General features: G+C 32.8%; 22 protein-coding genes. 10 read left to right on the plus strand and 12 right to left on the minus strand.

All coding sequences use genetic code 11. The features are described 5' to 3' along the window. Nucleotides 1–6: 6 nt before the first annotated feature. Nucleotides 7–2376: a GAF domain-containing protein gene (locus A4F88_RS20100; protein ID WP_068844549.1), complete on the minus strand. Its 2370-nt coding sequence runs from the start codon at nt 2374–2376 to the stop codon at nt 7–9. Nucleotides 2377–2605: 229 nt separating this feature from the next. On the opposite strand from A4F88_RS20100, the gene A4F88_RS20105 reads away from it, so the two are divergent. Together A4F88_RS20105 and A4F88_RS20110 are read left to right on the plus strand one after the other, a co-directional pair. Next, entirely contained in the window at nt 2606–3358 is a 753-nt protein-coding gene (locus A4F88_RS20105; protein ID WP_068844550.1) for an SDR family oxidoreductase, read from the plus strand. Between the two features lie 71 nt (nt 3359–3429). Further along, entirely contained in the window at nt 3430–4011 is a 582-nt protein-coding gene (locus A4F88_RS20110) for a TetR/AcrR family transcriptional regulator (RefSeq protein WP_068844551.1), read from the plus strand. Between the two features lie 93 nt (nt 4012–4104). On the opposite strand, the gene A4F88_RS20115 is transcribed toward A4F88_RS20110, so the two are convergent. The 10 genes from A4F88_RS20115 to A4F88_RS20160 form a co-directional block, all read right to left on the minus strand. Further along, entirely contained in the window at nt 4105–5163 is a 1059-nt protein-coding gene (locus A4F88_RS20115) for a nucleoid-associated protein (RefSeq protein ID WP_068844552.1), read from the minus strand. A gap of 43 nt (nt 5164–5206) precedes the next feature. After that, entirely contained in the window at nt 5207–5566 is a 360-nt protein-coding gene (locus tag A4F88_RS20120; protein WP_068844553.1) for a four helix bundle protein, read from the minus strand. Between the two features lie 97 nt (nt 5567–5663). Beyond that, nucleotides 5664–6206 carry an IS1096 element passenger TnpR family protein gene (locus tag A4F88_RS20125; protein ID WP_068844657.1) on the minus strand — a complete coding sequence of 181 codons (543 nt, stop codon included), beginning with the start codon at nt 6204–6206 and terminating at the stop codon, nt 5664–5666. 203 nt (nt 6207–6409) lie between these two features. Next, a complete protein-coding gene (locus tag A4F88_RS20130) occupies nt 6410–7009 on the minus strand; it encodes an HPP family protein (RefSeq protein WP_068844554.1) in 600 nt (199 codons plus the stop codon). A 66-nt stretch (nt 7010–7075) separates the two neighbouring features. After that, nucleotides 7076–8356, minus strand: a complete 1281-nt coding sequence (locus A4F88_RS20135; protein WP_068844555.1) for a chloride channel protein — start codon at nt 8354–8356, stop codon at nt 7076–7078. A 330-nt stretch (nt 8357–8686) separates the two neighbouring features. Continuing rightward, entirely contained in the window at nt 8687–9076 is a 390-nt protein-coding gene (gene gloA2 / locus A4F88_RS20140) for an SMU1112c/YaeR family gloxylase I-like metalloprotein (protein WP_068844556.1), read from the minus strand. Then, nucleotides 9076–9651, minus strand: a complete 576-nt coding sequence (locus tag A4F88_RS20145; RefSeq protein WP_068844557.1) for a sugar O-acetyltransferase — start codon at nt 9649–9651, stop codon at nt 9076–9078. The genes gloA2 and A4F88_RS20145 overlap by 1 nt, the downstream gene beginning before the upstream one ends. Before the next feature lie 9 nt (nt 9652–9660). After that, on the minus strand, nt 9661–10119 hold the full coding sequence (locus tag A4F88_RS20150) for a YciI family protein (protein ID WP_068844558.1): 459 nt from the start codon (nt 10117–10119) through the stop codon (nt 9661–9663). Nucleotides 10120–10138: 19 nt separating this feature from the next. Further along, entirely contained in the window at nt 10139–10753 is a 615-nt protein-coding gene (locus A4F88_RS20155; RefSeq protein WP_068844559.1) for a hypothetical protein, read from the minus strand. A 9-nt stretch (nt 10754–10762) separates the two neighbouring features. Next, entirely contained in the window at nt 10763–11221 is a 459-nt protein-coding gene (locus A4F88_RS20160) for a DinB family protein (protein ID WP_068844560.1), read from the minus strand. 139 nt (nt 11222–11360) lie between these two features. Here A4F88_RS20160 and A4F88_RS20165 point away from each other — a divergent pair, with 139 nt between their 5' ends. The 8 genes from A4F88_RS20165 to A4F88_RS20200 all read left to right on the plus strand — a co-directional run bounded on the left by A4F88_RS20165 (nt 11361) and on the right by A4F88_RS20200 (nt 17983). After that, nucleotides 11361–13520, plus strand: a complete 2160-nt coding sequence (locus A4F88_RS20165) for a TonB-dependent receptor (RefSeq protein ID WP_068844561.1) — start codon at nt 11361–11363, stop codon at nt 13518–13520. Between the two features lie 314 nt (nt 13521–13834). After that, complete coding sequence (locus A4F88_RS20170; protein ID WP_068844562.1) at nt 13835–14458, plus strand: hypothetical protein; 624 nt, start codon at nt 13835–13837, stop codon at nt 14456–14458. A gap of 23 nt (nt 14459–14481) precedes the next feature. After that, nucleotides 14482–15840 (plus strand): 2TM domain-containing protein, encoded by a 1359-nt coding sequence (locus A4F88_RS20175; protein WP_068844563.1) that lies wholly within the window; start codon nt 14482–14484, stop codon nt 15838–15840. A 6-nt stretch (nt 15841–15846) separates the two neighbouring features. Continuing rightward, nucleotides 15847–16149 carry a 2TM domain-containing protein gene (locus A4F88_RS20180; protein WP_068844564.1) on the plus strand — a complete coding sequence of 101 codons (303 nt, stop codon included), beginning with the start codon at nt 15847–15849 and terminating at the stop codon, nt 16147–16149. 2 nt (nt 16150–16151) lie between these two features. Beyond that, the gene (locus A4F88_RS20185; RefSeq protein ID WP_068844565.1) at nt 16152–16481 is read left to right on the plus strand and encodes a 2TM domain-containing protein; all 330 of its coding nucleotides are present in this window, start codon (nt 16152–16154) and stop codon (nt 16479–16481) included. A gap of 2 nt (nt 16482–16483) precedes the next feature. After that, nucleotides 16484–16789, plus strand: coding sequence for a 2TM domain-containing protein (locus A4F88_RS20190; RefSeq protein WP_245179181.1), 306 nt, complete (start codon nt 16484–16486; stop codon nt 16787–16789). 17 nt (nt 16790–16806) lie between these two features. After that, on the plus strand, nt 16807–17178 hold the full coding sequence (locus A4F88_RS20195) for a 2TM domain-containing protein (RefSeq protein ID WP_068844567.1): 372 nt from the start codon (nt 16807–16809) through the stop codon (nt 17176–17178). A 37-nt stretch (nt 17179–17215) separates the two neighbouring features. Next, nucleotides 17216–17983 carry a LytR/AlgR family response regulator transcription factor gene (locus A4F88_RS20200; RefSeq protein ID WP_068844568.1) on the plus strand — a complete coding sequence of 256 codons (768 nt, stop codon included), beginning with the start codon at nt 17216–17218 and terminating at the stop codon, nt 17981–17983. Nucleotides 17984–18091: 108 nt separating this feature from the next. Here A4F88_RS20200 and A4F88_RS20205 read toward each other — a convergent pair whose 3' ends face one another. After that, nucleotides 18092–19117, minus strand: a complete 1026-nt coding sequence (locus tag A4F88_RS20205) for a COX15/CtaA family protein (protein WP_068844569.1) — start codon at nt 19115–19117, stop codon at nt 18092–18094. Nucleotides 19118–19123 lie beyond the last annotated feature (6 nt).

Genomic DNA, 19123 nt, shown 5'->3' on the forward strand with positions numbered 1-19123 from the left:
CAACTTTTAGTTGAGCTCATCTAATAAATCCTGATAAGTTATTTTTTTAGCCGTTGGATTTCCGGTATTATTAATCACTTTTACGCGAATTGCTCTTAAGCCGGAAACACCCTGAAGATCTTCGACCTCAAATTGTTCAATCGATGGTTCAAGAACTTTCGTGTGCTGCAAATATTTTATGTATTTTAAATATTCTGCTTCTTCGCTGTTTTGCGAATAAACAATCGTAATTTTTTCTTTTTCGGTAATTCGTTCATTAGTTCCTTTAATGTTCGCTTTGTCGATTCGTTTTTTCACGACTTCGTATCTCGCATTATAAGTTCCGTCAACATCAAAGCGTTTTTCATCCATTCTGAAACGAATAGAAAGCGGGGAACTGAAAACCAAAATCAATGAAGTCACGTCCAATTCATACGGCAGTGATTCTTTTAGCTGATGATGTTCTAATTCCATTTCGCATAACGTTTGCAACTGCCATAAACGCAAGTTGTGCAGATACATAATATCAAATGGTTTAGTTGGCGAAATCGAAGCACCAATATATAAATTGTGCTCTACACCATCTGTTTTAAAACGCTCATAATAATGCGGATAGATTTGTTGTGCCTCAACTTGTTTTTTATCTAAAACCGAAGCAAGCCTTTTATTGATAATAGACATTGCATTGTCGAATTTCTTTCTTTCCTGATAAAACATGCCTGTTTTTTCATCAAGAGTTTCAAAGTACAATTCTTCCAGCTTTTGATTTTTAGCATTTTCTTTAGTGTTTTTTAATATCGGATGAATTTCTTCTTCGATATAACGCTGAATATGCTGTTCAGTATCTGCCTTTAATGGAAAATCTAATTCATTTCGAAGTGATTCCAGTTCAAATTTTCTCTGTTCTAAAAGAACCAGATTTGAATTGGGTTTCTGATTGTTAAAGATTTCCAATAAAGCCGAAAGCTGATTTTTTAAATCAATTTTTACCGTTTCATTTCGATGTTCAGATGAACTCTTAATATCGATTTGTCCGTATAACGGGAATACATTCTTAAAGACAATTTCTTTAAAAATATAATCTTTCGTATGATTGATATTCTGAAAATAGTTTTGAGATTCTTTTTTAAATTTCCAGTAAACACTTGGGTGAATCGTAGTATATTCCCGCTGAATAATAGCCTCAATCTGATGCTGCATATCTGTATTGTAGCGATCAATAGTGTCTGTTAAATAAGGTAAAATCAATTCGAGCTTTGTGGCATTTACGCTGTTTAGTTCTCGAGGATTTTCAGAAACCAATTCAACAACACCCAATAAATGTCCGTCTTTTATAACCGGAGCAAAAACACAGCTTTGAATACCTTGTTTTAATAAATGTTCACCCAGTCTTTTATTAGTAGATTCTTCGATGAATTTTTTGACATTCGAAATTACCAAAGGCTCTTTTTTGTCTAAAAGATTCTCAAAAGAACATCCAAAAAAAGCATTTTTACAATCAACTTCCTGATCAGATTTCAGTAAGAAACTCTGCAGCTGATTGTCAAACTTAACTGGTCTTATAAATTTTTCTTCTTCCGGATTGTAAATAATAAACCCCACTCTTAAATCAGAAATTTTAAAGATCGATTTAAAAATGTTTGTAATAATATCATCAGTTGCCACGGTTTTGGCATCCGGTTTCAGTAAATTACTTTTCAGATTTGAAATAGCACTTTCTATAGTGGCATCAAATAAAGAAACAATTCCAAAACCTTTTAAAATCCAGCTTCCTTTAGGGAATTTAGATTTCCAGAGTGTAATATCATTATAATTGTCAATCAATAAGTCAATATCTTCCTGAGTTAAATGCACGGCATTTTCAGTTGGAGTAATTTCCATAAAATCGGCATTATAAAGAATGCGATAATGTTTTTCTACGCCATCTTCATCCGGAATATCATAGAAAAAGGGTTTATTGAAATCTATTTTCTGATTGTAATAAATGGCGAGAATCAGACAGCAATTGTTGATATAAAACTGATGCTCATCAAAATCACGAATTTCCATATAGAATTCGTCTCCGGCATTTTTTAGTATTTTTTTAAAACGCTCTGTATAGTTAAAAGATAGATTCTGAAACGGAATTGTAATCGCTTTTATTTCGTTATTAGTCAATGCAGTAGGAAATAAGTCAGCTACTATATTTTTGATTAAAGCAGCATTGTTTTTAATAGTGCTGTAATCACTGATTCCGGTTCTGAATTCCGGATATGCTTCGACCTCTTTTAAAATAGCTTTGGCATAATTTGAGCGGTAATCTACATCAGATAAAGCAATTTCTTCAAATGACTCAATTAATTTATGAAAGGAGATTATCGTTTCGAAAGGACTTTCGTTGTGTAAAAGACGATCCATCTGTTTTTTGTTTTTAGATTACAAAATTAAGCATAAATTAAGAATCATTGACATTTTGTAATTTCTTTCGTTTATGGTTCAATAGATGAAATCCTTTATTAACAGGCGCTTTTTTGATGAAAATGTTATTTTAACTAAATATTAACATTAATAATAACGGAACGATCGTTCCGTTATTATATCTTTGTACCATAATAATTGAATAATCAATAACTTAAAAACAAATAAAATGAAAAATTTAGAAAACAAAGTAGCTATTGTAACAGGTGGAAACAGCGGAATTGGTTATGCAGCCGCAGCTGAATTAGCCGCAAAAGGAGCAAAAGTAATTGTAACAGGAAGAAACAAAGAAGCTTTGGCGAAAGCCGAAACGGAATTGAACGTTACCGGAATTGTTGCAGATCAATCAGACTTAAAATCAATTGATCATTTGGTAGAAGAAGTAAAAGCAAAATTTGGTAAAATTGATATCGTATTCTTAAATGCCGGAATTGCCTCTTTTTCTCCGATGGAATCTGCTCCGGAAGATCATTATGACAGTATTATGAATGTGAATACTAAAGGCGTTTATTTTACTGTTCAAAAATTACTGCCAATTTTAAATGACGGGGCTTCTATTATTTTTAATACTTCTATAAATGCTCATGTTGGAATGCCAAATTCAAGTGTTTATGCAGCAAGCAAAGCAGCAGTTTTATCTTTTAATAAAGTATTTGCAGTAGAATTAGCACCTAGAAAAATCAGGGTAAACGCTGTTTCTCCTGGTCCTGTTGAAACACCGCTTTATGGAAAATTAGGTTTACAAAAAGAAGAAGTTGAAGGATTTGGAACTGTTCTTGGTGAAAAGATCCTGTTGAAACGTTTTGCTCAATCTTCAGAAATTGCAAAAACAGTTGCGTTTTTAGCTTCAGATGATTCATCATTTATTACTGGAACCGAAATCGTGGTTGATGGCGGACTTACTGTAAACGCGGTTGTATAATTTTTTTGACTAATTCAGGAACGATTGTTCCGTTAAATTATTACCTTTGTTTAAAATTTAATTTTGATATCATGGCTAGAACGAAAGAATTTAATGAAGAGCAGGCTTTAGATAAAGCAATTGAAATTTTTTGGCATAAAGGTTACAACGGAACATCTGCTCAGGATTTGGTAACGCATTTAGGATTGAGCCGTTCGAGTTTGTATGATACTTTTGGTGATAAGCAAAAACTGTTTTCAAAATCTCTGTTGCGCTACCAAAAACAAGCGCAGGATGCAGTAAAAGATCTTTTGGAGAAATCTGAAAATGTCAAAAAAACATTGCATGATCTTTTTAAACAGGCTGTTATAGAAAGTTTGGAAGACAGAATTACAAAAGGCTGTTTTATGACCAATTCGTCAGTAGAACTGGCGATGCATGATGAAGAAATTGCAAAAATTGTAAAAGATAACAGTAAGACAATGGAAGAAGTTTTTACTAATGCAGTTAAGAAAGGGCAGGAAGCCGGTCATATTTCAAAACAGCAGGATGCAAGAGTTTTAGCCCGGTTTATTTTTAACAATTATTCCGGAATTAGGGTTTTGGCACGCACTGGAGAAAGAGATAAACAGGTTTATGATGATATTGTAAAAGCAGTATTCTCTATTTTATAGCAATGTGGAAACTATTCCAATAAAAAATGGCAATTACAAGATGTAACTGCCATTTTTTGTTTTAGTAAGTAAGTAATAGAAAATGAATGACTCTTAGCTTTTTTCTTCTTTATTGAAATACACTAAGTAGTAATACATTTGTTTTTCTTCATCCCAGCCTTTTTCAACAAATTTTTCTGCACTTTCAGGATTGATAAAATCCATTTTAATCTGAATGTGTGTGTCCAGATTAATTACGTTTTTAATCGATTTTCTGGCATCAGAAACTGCTGAGTTGGCAATTGGAAATGAGGTTACATCTTCGATGCTGTATTTTTCTCCTTTATCAACTTTATAGTTTTTAAATTCAGGAATTAAGTCAGGATTATCTAATACTTCATTTAAGAAATTTTGTTCTTCAAACTGATCGTTTTTAGCGAAATAATTCACAGATCTGTTCATGAACATTACTTCTTCTTTCTTGTCTTCTGCTGGTAAAACCACATCTTTTGCGAAGTTTTGGCAGAATTTTAAATATTTTTTAGTGATGAAGTTTTCATCTTCAAAAGCATCAACAGATAAAAAGTGCTCTAACCAATAACGGGCATCGTAACGGTTACTGTCTACAGTCAGGATTTTATATCCTTCTTCTTTTTTATAGTTAAAAATTAAGCATCCTTTATCCAGTTTACTCAGGTTGATTCCTTGTTGTAAAATCATTTCAAGGTTGCTGTCTTTTTCTTCAAATTGTAAAAAGTCAGCCTGTAACTCACTTTTAAAAATTCCAATAGCATCAACAACATTATTATCAATACTTAAGTTGGTCAGATACGTTACATAAACCTCTCCGTTTTTAATGTGCGGATGATTCGACTGCTCATATAAGTGTCTGGTGATTTTTTTTGAAATTTCCTGGGCATTCGCAGGATTATCAAAAAGCTCAGAAGCATATTTAAACATATCGTTGTAATCCAAGTCCACTTCGTGTGCAAACTGATAATAGTTTTCTTCTTTTTCTCTAAAAGGTTTAAAAAAGTACTCTTTTATCAGAGGCACAATTTCATCATTTAGATTAAATGGCTGTTCTGATAAAAAAATAGCTTCGTTTCTGCTTTTGTTTCCTACGCGGTGTATCGCAAGCGTCTCGATGTGGGTGTTGAATAAGTTGATCATTTTTTTTAGGTGCTGAGGTTCTAAGATGCTAAGATACTAAGGTTTAGTTTCTGTCTTTTATCTTTTTGATAAAAGAAACTAACATTCTTTCTACTTCGCGGCTGTCCTCATATAGGTTATTAAAATCGTCTTCTTTTAAATACGATATATTTTTTGCGATTTCTAATTGAGTCTGCATTTCAAATAAAGACCCAACAGAAATATTTAAAAAGCGTAAAAGATCTTTATCGCTTTCTCGTCCAAATCCTTCGGCAATATTGCTGGGAATAGAAACTGAACTACGTCTAATTTGTGAAGTTAATCCGAAAATTTCTTCTTTTGGAAAAGAGTTTGTTGAAAAATAAATCTTAGTTGTCAAGGTCATTGATTTCTGCCATATAAGCAGACTTCTAAAATTGCTCATGTTTAATATTTTTAATTTCGAAAACTAAAAATAAGAAAAAACTTTCAATATAAAAAACTTAGAACCTTAGTATCTCAGAACCTTAGCAACTTTAAAACTAATTCCAATTCTCCTCAAAACCGTAATCTTCAAAGCTGTCGTCGCCTTCAAACATATCCAGATCATCTTCATCCAGATCATCTTCAAATTCGCCGTAGATATCGTTGTGCATATCATCTGCTTCGAAGTTTTTTTCAAGAGCTTCGTCTGGCATTTCTCCATGAGAGAATAAAGTTTCCGGATAAATTGCTCCAACAGATTGCTCTTCGATAGCAGCAAGTTCAACTAAGAAAGTCCACATATTGATAAAATCGTAGACATAGATAATTTTAGTGTTTTCCTTGTCTAAGATCGAAGATAATGGATAATCGCCCATAGTTCTTTGCTCACCCGGAACATCACCAGTATCAAAAAGCGGAATTTCGTCTTCTTGGTTCCATGTTTCATCACAAGTATAAAACGAAGCTACTTCCATTCCGTCAAAACCAAAAGCGTTGAAGATGGCATTGTGTAAATCCTCAAGAGTATCGTCTTCAAGAATTGCAATGTCTCTAAAAATATCTTCTTCGGCGTCTAGAATTACTCTAAATTTATAAACCATAATCTTTGTTTTTATTGAGAGGTCAAAGGTAAAATATAAAAAATGAAATACGAATTGTGAATTACGATTTGTTGAAAAGATTTTAAGAAGAAAAAAATAAGCTTTAAAAATACGATTGTCATCCTGACCGAAGTCAAAGGCTGGCAAATTAAAATTGGGCTTCGACTTCGCTCAGCCTGATAAGCGAAACGTAAATGAAGACATTACTTCCCGGTTAATCGCTTTCGTATTTTATGATAATGTTTATGGTATGTACTGTGGCTTGGATAACTTCTGCTTGAGGTCATATTGTTAAAGATTAAAGCAGTTATAAGTAAAATAAGAACACCAATTAATACAGGCGAAATCACATACATATAGCCTAAACCTTTTATTTGCGCTGAACCTGTAACGGCAATAAGAGCAGTTGCGCCACCTGGCGGATGCAGTGTTTTGGTAATCTGCATGAAAATAATAGAAAGAGAAACAGCAAGAGGAGCAGAGATCCAGACAATATCCGGTACGAGCTTATTTACAGTAACACCTATAAAGGCCGAAATTAAATGACCTCCAACCAAATTTCTGGGCTGGGAAAACGGGCTTTGAATGATACCATAAATTAAAACACTCGAAGCTCCAAAAGAACCAATTAAATAAACAACATCGCTGCCTCTAAAATGGATGGATTCAAGATAAGAGAGAATTCCGATACCAACAAATGATCCTAGAAATGACCAAAAATGTTCTTTATAATTGATTAAGGTTTCTTTATAAAGAATATAACGTGTTTTGCGGTAACCTCTTTTTATTTTTTGAACAGGCATAAGTATTTTAATATTCGTTGTGGTATTTTATGCTGAATCGAATTTAATCAACAGCGGAAACATTTTCTATTTTGTTAAACTTGGGGAATAACTATATACAGTATAAGGATAAATTGTTTTGGCAGTATATTTTGAAATCAGGCATACTACAAGAATGGGTAAAAACAAGGTATAATCATTTGTTAAACCGCAGACTAAAAATATAGCCGTAAACGGAGCATGAATACTGGCACTCAGAACAGCTGCCATCCCAATAACCATAAAGTTAACCGGAATTACATGAACCTGAAAAAAGGTATTTAAAATGGATGCCAGTAATAATCCTAAAAATGCACCAATAAAAAGACTTGGAGCAAAAACACCACCGTCACCGCCTGAAGCTAAGGTTACAGAAGTTACAATTGGTTTCAGGATTAAAATTCCGATGAAAGTCAAAGCCAGTGTTATAGTTAAAGGAATTTCTGCCGAATTTCCAAAAATACCTTTTATGGCATGATAACCTTCTCCATACAATTGAGGGAAAATAAATAGTGAAATACTTAAAATGGCAGATCCAATTATGATTTTGTAATAATGCGTATCTATTTTTCCGAATTGTGATTTGAAAAACAATACACAACGTGTTAAGTAAACCGAGTTCATTCCGGCTAAAATTCCAAGAAGAATAAAATATGGAATTGCTTTTAAATGCCAGGTTGTAATAGAAACAGCAAACAAAGGTTCTTCTTTTAAAATTGAAAGCAAACCAAAAGCAATCGAAACCGCAATCACATTTGAAATAACAAAAGCACGGGTAACTTTTCGTGAAATAACTTCGAAAGCAAATAAAATTCCTGCAATCGGACTGCTAAAAAGGGCTGTAACTCCCGCAGCCACTCCCGCACATATTAGTTCCGTTTTATATTTACGAAAGACATTTTCTTTTTCATGAGCTACTGAACCAATGGTTGCTGTAGCTACAACAGTTGAAACTTCGATTCCTGTTGACCCACCAAAAACAACCGTAATTAATCCGTTTATAAAATGTGACGGAATTTTATAAGAAGGCAGGTTTTTTGATTTCGATTTTGTGCTTTCAAATACTTCTTTAATTCCTTTGTTTTCTTTTTTCTTAAAAAGATATTGTCTTAGAAAATAAATTACAGACAATCCGAAAACCGGAAAAATGATATAAAATAAAGGGTGAACCGAAACTTCATGAAAGAAGATTTCTTCGTAATACTCTGTAATTTTTTTTAGTGATATTCCTAAAAAGGCAGAAAGAAAGCCAATTAAAACAGAAACAATAACTAATTTTTGAAGGACAATGAATTGATGATTTTTTTTGATTTTCGCCGTTTTGTTCATCAGAAGTAAATTTGTAGTGCCGCATTGTTTTATGCGGATTACAAAATTAAGTATCAAATTCGGTTTTTTATAGGAAATCTTTAATTTAGTGTGTTAAAATCGATATAAACAAGAAAATTCGTTCAGTTGTGGTTTTCCCACAAAGGTGCGAAGACGCAAAGTTTTTTGTTCTCACAAATTTGACAGATTGAGCAGGTTTGATAAAAAAGGAAAAGAAATAATCTCCATAATCTGCCCAATCTGCGAGAGATAAATCTTTAAATCTTTTTAGGCAGTGTCTTAAAAAAAGCTTTGCGTCTTCGCGACTTTGCGAGATTAACCTTTTCCGTCTTATCTTTCATAAAACTCAATAGGCAATAAATCAGGATCAGCAATAAAGGTGAAACGTTTTTCGGTCGTTTCATCGATTCTGATAGGCTCTGATTCGATATTTTTTGTGTCTAAAAAAGCAATTGTTTCTTCTAAATTGATGACTTCAAATGCCAAATGACGCAGTCCAACAGCTTCAGGTCTGGAAGGTCTTTGCGGCGGATTGGGGAACGAAAACAATTCGACTACATAAATACCATTCAAAGCCAAATCTAATTTATAAGACTGACGCTCTTCACGGTAAATTTCTCTGATAATGGTTAAGCCCAAAACTTCTGTATAAAAAGCTTTTGATTTTTGATAATCAGAACATAAAATAGCAATATGATGAACTTTATTTAAGGTAAGCATTATGATTTAGATTCAGGTTCCTGATTTAATTTACGAATTACTTTTGCCGGATTTCCAACTGCCAGCGAGTTTTCCGGAATGTCTTTTGTTACCACAGATCCGGCTCCAATAACACAGCCTTTTCCAATGGTTACACCCGGACAGATAACAGAATTTCCACCAATCCAGCAGTCGTCTCCAATGGTAACCGGATAAGCATTTTCAAGTGATTTTCTTAGTTCTGCATCAAGCGGATGAGAGGCAGTATAAATCTGAACATTTGGAGCAATAAATACATTCGATCCAATATTTACAGGAGCACAATCCAGTACAACACAGTTTACATTAAAATAAACATTCTCACCACAAAAAATATTATAACCATAATCACAATGAAACGGAGGCTCAATGTAAAATCCTTTTCCTGTGTTTGGAATTAATTCTTTTAGAATTTCTTTTGCTTTTTTGGTTAAGCGATATTCTGTTACATTTAATCGGTGGAGTAGATTTTTTGCTCTTCGGCGATCTTTTACCAAAACCGGATCACCCGCAATATAATACTCACCACTGATCATTTTTTCTTTTTCTGTTTTCATATTAATGTATTACATTTTCTTCCTGGCAATTTTTTCATGAATTTTTGAAGTCTCCTGTAAAGCAGCGCTGGAATACCAGGGCGTTAATTCGGCTTCAAGTAGGTTGGCTTTTATAGCGGGATCTGTGGCAACGAGAGCTTTTGCTTCTTCGATTGTTTCTACATTAAAAATATAAATACCACGGTAATTTCGATCATTCTTCATAAAAGGTCCTGCAACAACCAGTTTTCCTTCTTGCGCCAATTTATTAATATTTGCCATATGACCTTCAAACAATTTTTTAGATTCTTCTTTTGAAGCAGTTGTATTTGTTCCTGATTTCAAAAGACAAAAAACATATTTCTTCATTCCATAATCATCGGCATGTAGCGACTTTGCCAGATTTTCATCAAATTTTGTTTCACTTTCCTGTGAGAATCCAAAGTTATATAGCAAAAGAGCTATAATTGAAAGTAGTATTTTTTTCATCTTAAAATCAGGTTAATTGTTATTGATCCAGCATTCTGTTTTTTATTAATTCCAGATTCTTAATAGCTCCTAAAGGAGCAATTTTAATGATTGGACTCCCTTCTGTTGTATAAAAATAGTAGGAAGTATTGGAGCCAATTATGTACACGTTTTCGGATTTTTCGTCACTGTAATTTAACTTGTAATCATAGTGTAATTTATTGTTTTTTATTTGGTTAGATGTCGATTTTCCGTCGGCAAGTCCATATCCTAAAAAAACAGAGATTAAAAAAGCACCAAGAGATTTTATTGAAGTTGTGTTATAATATTCCAATCTTTCGTTTTCTGATAACGCTTGCAATTCAGGATTGCTTTTTACACCAAAAATATTATGTATCCACTTTTTATTTTCGTTTCTGAGCAATATTTTAGGAAGATTATAATAAAAAACAAACAATATTAGTATCGTTAAAAAAAATACAGGATGCGAAGTAGCTGCCGCTATTGGACTAATTAAAATATCCATAATAGAGGAATATCTAATAATGTTTATTCCAATTTGATAATAGAATATGCTTTCTTTTGTTATCCCTAAAAGTATAAGAAAAAGGTATCCTAAAGGAAGTAAATTTTGTAATTTCTCTATGTTCTTCATTTCAACCGTTTAGAGAAGTTTTTTCAAAATTACAATTTGTCCCAAATGATAAACGTCGTGCTGAATGATTCCGTGAATATCTTCATAAAAATTATGATTGTTATTTTGATCTATTTTCTCGAAATCGGCATCATTAAAATCATTCAGACAGGCACTCCATAATTCTTGTGATTTTGCCAGATTTTGAAGTGATTGTTCCCAGGCAGCTTCAGATGAATCCAGAACCGGTACAAAATAATTATGATCCGGAGTGATAATTGTTTCGCCCTGAACACGTCTTAAAATATTCCTTCTCCATTGTATGAGATGATTGACAATTTCCCAAATGGTATTTAATTTTGGGTTTATTTTTCTGTAAGCCTGTTCTGCCGTTACATTCTCTAAGGTATGAGCCAAGGTAACTTCAAGCCACGGATTTCCATTGTAAATGGATTGATACAGATTAGAAACTCTTTTACTTTCTGACATATTCAATGATTTTGGAATTCAAAAGCTAATATACAAATAAAGTATTTTACAACTCATCCTCGAAATTCTACAATTGGGTTATTATATATTTTTTAACAGGAAATGTTAAAATACATTTGCTCCATCAAAAACCAATATCATGAAAACCAAGATTACTTTTATTTTATTACTACTAAGCACTTTTACTTTTGCCCAGAATGTCATTTCCGGAAAAGTTCTGGATCAAAAAGGAAAACCGGTTCCGGGAGCCAATATTTATATAGACGGAACTTACGATGGAGCTACAAGTTCTGAAACAGGAGACTTTTCTTTTGAAACATCTGAAACAGGAAACAAAACATTAGTAGTGAGTTTTTTACTTTATGAAACATTCAAAAAAGAAATTGATGTAACGAATTTTAAAGATCAGACTGTTAAACTAAGAGAAAATGTAAATGCGCTTGATGCGGTTGTAATTACTGCCGGAACATTAGAATCTGGTGATAAAGCAAGAGTTTCGGTTTTAAAACCTCTTGATATTGTAACCACTGCGGGTTCTGCAGGAAATATAATTGCTGCTTTGCAAACTTTACCGGGAACCCAAACTGTTGGTGAAGATGGACGTTTGTTTGTTCGTGGAGGTGAAGCCAGCGAAACACAGACTTTTGTTGATGGACTTCGTGTAGCACAACCTTACGGTGCTACTACGAATAATTTGCCAACACGAAGCAGATTCTCTCCTTTTTTGTTTAGCGGAATCTCTTTTTCTACCGGAGGTTATTCTGCTGAATATGGTGAAGCCTTATCAAGCGTTTTATTATTGAACACACAAGATGAAGCAGACCATAATAAAACAGATATTGGTTTAATGTCTGTAGGTTTAGGTGTTGGAAATACACAAAAATGGAAAAAAAGTTCGTTTAGTATCAATACGAATTATGTTAATCTGGCACCTTATCAGGCTTTGATTCCTCAAAATGTAGACTGGAATAATCCTTATCAGTCATTGGGGGGAGAAGCCGTTTATCGTTATCATTTTGAAAGAGGAATTTTTAAATTATACGCTGCTTTTGATGCGGAAAAATTTGACTTAAATCAGAAAAACGTAAATTTTGCAAATCCAATCAGAACAGATTTAGACAATAATAATTTTTATCTGAATGCGTCTTACAAAGGAGATTTTGGAACCGGCTGGCAACTTACCACAGGAATTAGTTACGGGTATAGCAAAAACAAACTTAAATACGACATTAATGACGTCGATAGTAACGAAAATGCAGCTCAGCTAAAATTTAAATTGAGAAAAAATATTTCTAACTATTTTAAATTATCGTTTGGAGCAGATTATTTTGCTACTAAATTCAATGAGAACTTTAATGATAATGTTTCGATAAAAGTTGCAAACGGTTACGACTCTAATATCGCGGCTCTTTATACAGAGGGAGATATTTTGTTCTCAAAAAATCTGGCAATGAAAGTAGGATTCAGACTTTCTAACAATAGTTTATTAGACGAAACTAAAATTGCACCAAGAGCTTCAATTGCCTACAAATTTTCAAAAACCAGCCAGCTTTCTTTTGCATATGGTGATTTCTCTCAAACTCCTGTTGTTGATTATATTAAGTATTCTAAATACCATCAGTTTGAAAGTGAAAAAGCAAGACATTATATTTTGAATTACCAGTTTACAAAACCGGGACAAATCTTTAGAGCAGATCTTTATTATAAAGATTACAGCAATTTGGTGGAGTATAATACAAGAGATATTCAATACAATTCAGTTTTCAACAACAACGGCTCAGGTTATGCAAAAGGATTAGAATTATATTGGAGAGACAGCAATTTGTATAAAAATTTAGAATATTGGATTTCATATTCTTATATCGATTCTGAAAGATTGTACAAGAATTATCCAACCATGGCAACTCCAAGTTTTATTGCCAACCATAGTTTATCTGTTGTAACTAAATATTTTATCACAGACTGGAGATCGCAAATTGGTTTCACAAACAGTTACAGCTCCGGACGTCCATATAATGACCCGAATCAGACACAATTTATGAACGGAAAAACAAAATCATACAACAATTTAAGCTTTAACTGGGCATATTTACTAACCACTCAAAAAATTCTGTATTTCTCTGTTTCAAATGTATTAGGAACTCAAAATGTTTTTGGATACGATTATGCCAGAGTACCGGATGCAAGCGGAGTTTACCAAAGACAAGCTGTTGTACCAACCGCAGACCGATTTTTCTTCGTAGGCTTCTTCTGGACAATCAGCCAGAATAAAAATGAGAATCAGTTGAAAAATTTATAGATACTAAGTTACTAAGGTTCTAAGATGCTAAGAAAAAAGCTTAGGACCTTAGCGACTCAGAATCTTAGAACCTTAAAAAAAACAATTCAGTCATCAAAATCAACAACTCAGTATTATTTAATTTTTAAAGCGTAAAAACTAATATACTTTTGAAATACAATAATAAGATGCTAAGGTTCTGAACAACAAGGAAAAAATAGATACTTAGCAACTTAAAACAAAAAGAGTTTTAATCATCAATAACAAAACTTAGAGATTTAGAATCTCAAAATTTTAGTAACTTAAAAAATTAACAACTTAAAAAACAAGAAATCATGACCAAGACTATTACAATGATTACATTATTTATTTGCAGTTTATTATCAGCACAAACGCAGTTTGAGCAAGGAATGGGAAAAGCTTTTGGGCTTTGGAAAGAAGGGAAAAATACTGAGGCTTCGGCATTGTTCGAAAGAATTGCAGCGGCAGACAAAACAAGTTATTTGCCAAATTATTATGTAGCCTTAATCAACACTACATCAGCATTTAGTGAAAAAGACAAAACAAAAATTGATTTGTTATTGACTAAAGCTCAGGATGCATTGGATATAGAATTAATAAAAGATCAGAATAACGCTGAACTTTATGCGATGCAGGCTTTAATTTATACGGCTTGGGTTGTGGCTGATCCAATGACTAACGGAATGAGATATTCAGCTAAAATAATGGAAACTTACGCAAAAGGTAAAGCAATAGATCCAAACAATCCAAGAATTGTTTTTGGTGAGGCTGATTACCAGATTGGTGGTGCAAAATGGACGGGTGCAGATACAAAACCATTATGTGCGCAAATTGATAAAGCTGTTGAACTTTTTGCTACTTTTAAACCAGCAACTCCTTTTTCGCCTAAATGGGGATTAGAAAGAGCTCTTGAAACGCAAAAAAACTGTAAAAAATAAAACTCTGATATAAGCTGTATAATATGGAAGACTATAGAAATTCATTTGCTGATTTAAAAAGTGGAACAATAATATGTTTCAAGATTTCTATGGTCTTTACAGTTATCTTTTCTGCTTTTCTAGGTGCCGATCTGACGATTCAAAATGTATTATTGACATTCTTTTTAAGTTGCCTTTATTCTTTCGGACTTGGTTTTGGAAACGGTTTCTTAAGTGTGCTTCTGGATCGCAAATGGGATTGGCTCGAGCAGACTAATTTGAGAGTCTATTACGGAATTTTAGTAACAGTTTTATATACCGTTCCGGCTGTTCTGGGAATCAATTATATCATTTTTGTAATGGTTCAGGGACTTCCGATAGAAAAGTTTTTTAGCGACAGAATGATTTGGAACCACGTTTTCTATATCATTTTATCTCTGGGAGTTTCAACTTTCCTGCAAGCCAGAAGCTTTATGGTAAAATGGAAACAAGCCTCAAAATTTGAAGTAACACAGCAAAAAATAATTGCAGGAACAGCAAATGCTAAATTCGAAAGTTTAAAAAATCAAATCGATCCACATTTTCTCTTTAATAGTTTAAATGTTTTAAGTTCTTTAATCGAAGAAAATCCGAATAATGCACAACGATTTACAACTTCTTTATCTAAAATTTACCGCTACGTTTTAGAACAAAAAGATAAAGAACTCGTTTCTGTTGAAGATGAATTATCGTTTGCTAAAACCTATATGAATTTGCTGAAAATGCGTTTCGAAAATAGTTTGTTTTACGAATTGCCAACAACAGATATAAACCCCGATGCAAAAGTAGTCCCGTTATCATTGCAGCTTTTACTCGAAAACACAGTAAAGCATAATGTGGTGAGTGAACAAAAACCATTGCATATCAGAATTTTTATTGAAGGAGATTATCTGGCAATACAAAACGATTTTCAGAAAAAAGAAGTTTTACAGGACAGACAAGGAGTTGGTTTACAAAACATTGTTAATCGTTATGCTATTGTAACCAACAGAAAAGTAGTGATCGAACAAAATGAGAAAAATTTCACGGTTAAAATTCCAATTTTAACGAAACAAGTTACAGTTATGGAAACAAGTGCAGAATATAGCGATGAAAATAAAGCTTATTTCAGAGCTAAAAAAAGAGTAGAAGAATTAAAAGGGTTTTATGGAAATGTAATTTCATATTGTTGTGTGATTCCATTCTTAATTTTTATAAATTTGAGGTATTCTCCTGGATTTCAGTGGTTTTGGTTTTCGGCTTTAGGCTGGGGATTTGGAGTTATAATGCATGCTTTTAAAGTTTTTGGTTATAGCTCAGATTGGGAAGAACGAAAAATAAGAGAGATTCTGGAAAGAGAAAAGCATCAAAAAAACTGGAAATAATCATATATGGAACCAAATTATACTGAAGCTGAACGTTATTATAAGGCACAGAAAAAGGTAAAAGAAATAAGAGAATTTTATGAACATTTGACGGTTTACCTTCTCGTAAATCCAATTGTGATAGTGGTGAATATTATGACTTCTCCGGGATATCTTTGGTTTATCTGGTGTTTGATGGGCTGGGGAATAGGATTGATTTTACACGGATTGACAGTTTTTAACCTTCCGCCATTTTTTGATAAAGACTGGGAAGAAAGGAAAATTAGAGAAATTTTAGAGAAAGAAGGTAAAAAAACAACCTGGGAGTAATCATGGAAAATAATTTTAATAATGGTTTGGAGGAATTTGAACTTCAAAAATTGGCAAGCAAAAAAGTAGTTAAACTGAAGGCTTTTTATTCGCATATGTTTGTCTACATTATAGGAGTGATCTTTTTTATATTGAAGGAATATTTCGGAGTTCCGTTTAATTTCTTTCCTTTAAAATATATCAATCTGTTTGTAATGACTATTTGGACGGTTTTCTTCTTAGTTTCTGCAATTGACATATTTGCATCATTCAGGATTTTTGGAGAAGAATGGGAAGAACGTAAAGTGAAAAGTATACTGGAGAAAAAAAGTAAAAAAACAAAATGGGAGTAATCATGGAAGTAAATTTGAATGAAGAGGACAAATATTATCTCGCAAAAAAAAGAGTGGAGGAGATAAAAGGGTTTTACGGAAATTTAACGGCATTTGTTGCTGTAAATGTGGTCCTGATTTTTATCAATCTATATACATCACCCAATCATTTATGGTTTTATTGGCCTTTGATGTGGTGGGGAGTTGGAGTAGTTTTTCATGGATTGAAAGTTTTTAAAGTATTTCCGGTTCTTGGAAAAGACTGGGAAGAAAAAAAAATCAAGGAATTGATGGAAAAAGAAAGACAAAGCAGAAATAAATGGCAATAATTTTAAATTAAAATAAAATGGGACGTTGTAGAACACGCATGTACGAAGAGTATGGACACGAATTTAAAAATGATGAAAGCTTTGAAATTGCTTATAGAAAAGTAAAAAAAATAAGAGGCTTTTATTCACATTTAAGAGTATATGTTATGGTGAATATTATCATCATTATATCCAGCCTTAATCGACCTTATGTAGTAGATGGTCATTTTGTAGTGAGAGGTTTTAATAATTGGGAAATTTATTCAACAGCATTTTATTGGGGAATAGCTTTACTGATTCATGCGTTTGTAGTTTTTGGACCAGATGTGTTTTTTAGCAGAGATTGGGAAGAAAAGAAAATCCAAAAATATATGGACAGGGATGCTGGAAATAAAAATAAATGGGAGTAATTTTAGACTGAAATTTTCAATTTTTGCAACATATTAAATGACCACATTAATTATAGAAGACGAAAAACCTGCAGCGAGATTATTACAGCGAAAACTCGAAAAACTGGATATTGCTGTAGAAACCATGCTGCATTCTGTAGAAGAATCAGTTCATTGGTTTAGTAATAATCAACATCCGGATTTAATTTTTCTGGATATTCAGCTATCAGATGGTTTATCGTTTGAAATTTTTGAAAAAATAGATATTCAGAGTGCTATTATTTTTACCACAGCTTATGATGAGTATGCATTAAAAGCATTCAAATTAAACAGTATCGATTATCTTTTAAAACCTATTGATGAAGATGATTTAGAAATAGCTGTTACAAAATTTAAAACCCGAATTCCTAAAGCAGATTCCGGCAATCAAAATCTTCAGGTTGATTTTGAGCAAATACGCCAGATGCTGTCAAATCCTTTCGAAAAGAATTATAAAAAGCGATTTACCGTTAAAATCGGGCAGCATCTCAAAGTGATCAATACAGATGAAATCGAATGTTTCTTTAGTGAGAACAAAGGAACTTATATTCATACTTTTGATAACCGAAATTATCTGATAGACTCGACTTTAGAAATTCTGGAACAGGAGCTGGATATGAAGGATTTCTTTCGCGTAAGCAGAAAGTACATTGTTCCGCTTACTGCAATAAAAGAAATTCAGGTATATACCAATTCTCGCTTAAAAGTAATTTTGCCTACTTATAAAGAAGATGAAGTAATTGTAAGCCGCGAAAAGGTTCAGGATTTTAAAACCTGGCTGGGGTAAAAAAAACTACTTAATTTAAATTTTAACAAATTAATCCGATTTGGGTTCGCCATAAAACATAAAAAAATCCTTCAACTGAAGGATTTTTTTATTGATAAAAGTTATTTTTTATTTGCTTAAACGGTGTAAAGTAAAAGTCATGGCACTCAAAAGGAAGAAAGCCATAATTTGATGAATTAATCCTAAAGCAAGAGGAACACTGTATAAAAGTGTAAAAACACCTAATGCAAACTGGATAAATACAAAAACAACCAAAGTTTTGACTCCGTTTTTTTGAGTTCTGCTAAGCGAAAATTTAGTGCTTTTATAATATAAGAACAATATAAAAGCAACAACAACATAAGCAAAAGTTCTGTGTACAAACTGAACACCGCTTTTTCCTTCGATTAAGTTTTTTACTAAAGTTGATTGCTCAATAAAAACAGAATCGTGGATAAATTGTCCGTCGCTCATTAATGGCCAGTGATTGTGAATTAATCCGGCATTTAAACCTGCCACAAAACCACCGTAAATAATTTGAATTAAAAGTGCCACAAGAGCAAAACGTGCTATATTACGAAGCGGAACAATTTTATTATAATTTCTTTCCGGATAAATTAAATCCAGTGCCACCCATAAGGTATAAGCAAAAGTGACAAAGGCGAAAGTAAGGTGTAATGAAAGTCTAAAGTGACTTACATCAGGATTGTCTATTAACCCGCTACGAACCATAAACCAACCCAGAAAACCCTGAAATGCTCCCATTGCCAAAAGAACAATACATTTTTTAATCGTTTCACGATCCAGTTTTTTTCTAATTAAGAAATAAACAAAAGGAACAAAGAAAACCAATCCGATGATTCTGCCAATAAAACGGTGAAACCATTCCCAGAAATAAATAAATTTATAATCTGCCAATTGAAAATCGTTGTGAATATTAATTTTTTGGTATTCAGGAAACTTCTTATACTCATCAAATGCGGCCTGCCATTTAGCATCGGTTAAAGGTGGAAATGTGTCGGTAACCAAATGCCAGTCGGTCATTGATAAACCTGAATTTGTCAGTCGGGTAATTCCTCCCACAACAACCATTAAAAATAATAAAACACAACCTGATAGTAACCAAATGATTACTGATTTATTTTCTTTTTTCATTTTATT

This window comes from Flavobacterium chilense, from assembly GCF_001602525.1.
Taxonomy (GTDB): domain Bacteria; phylum Bacteroidota; class Bacteroidia; order Flavobacteriales; family Flavobacteriaceae; genus Flavobacterium; species Flavobacterium chilense.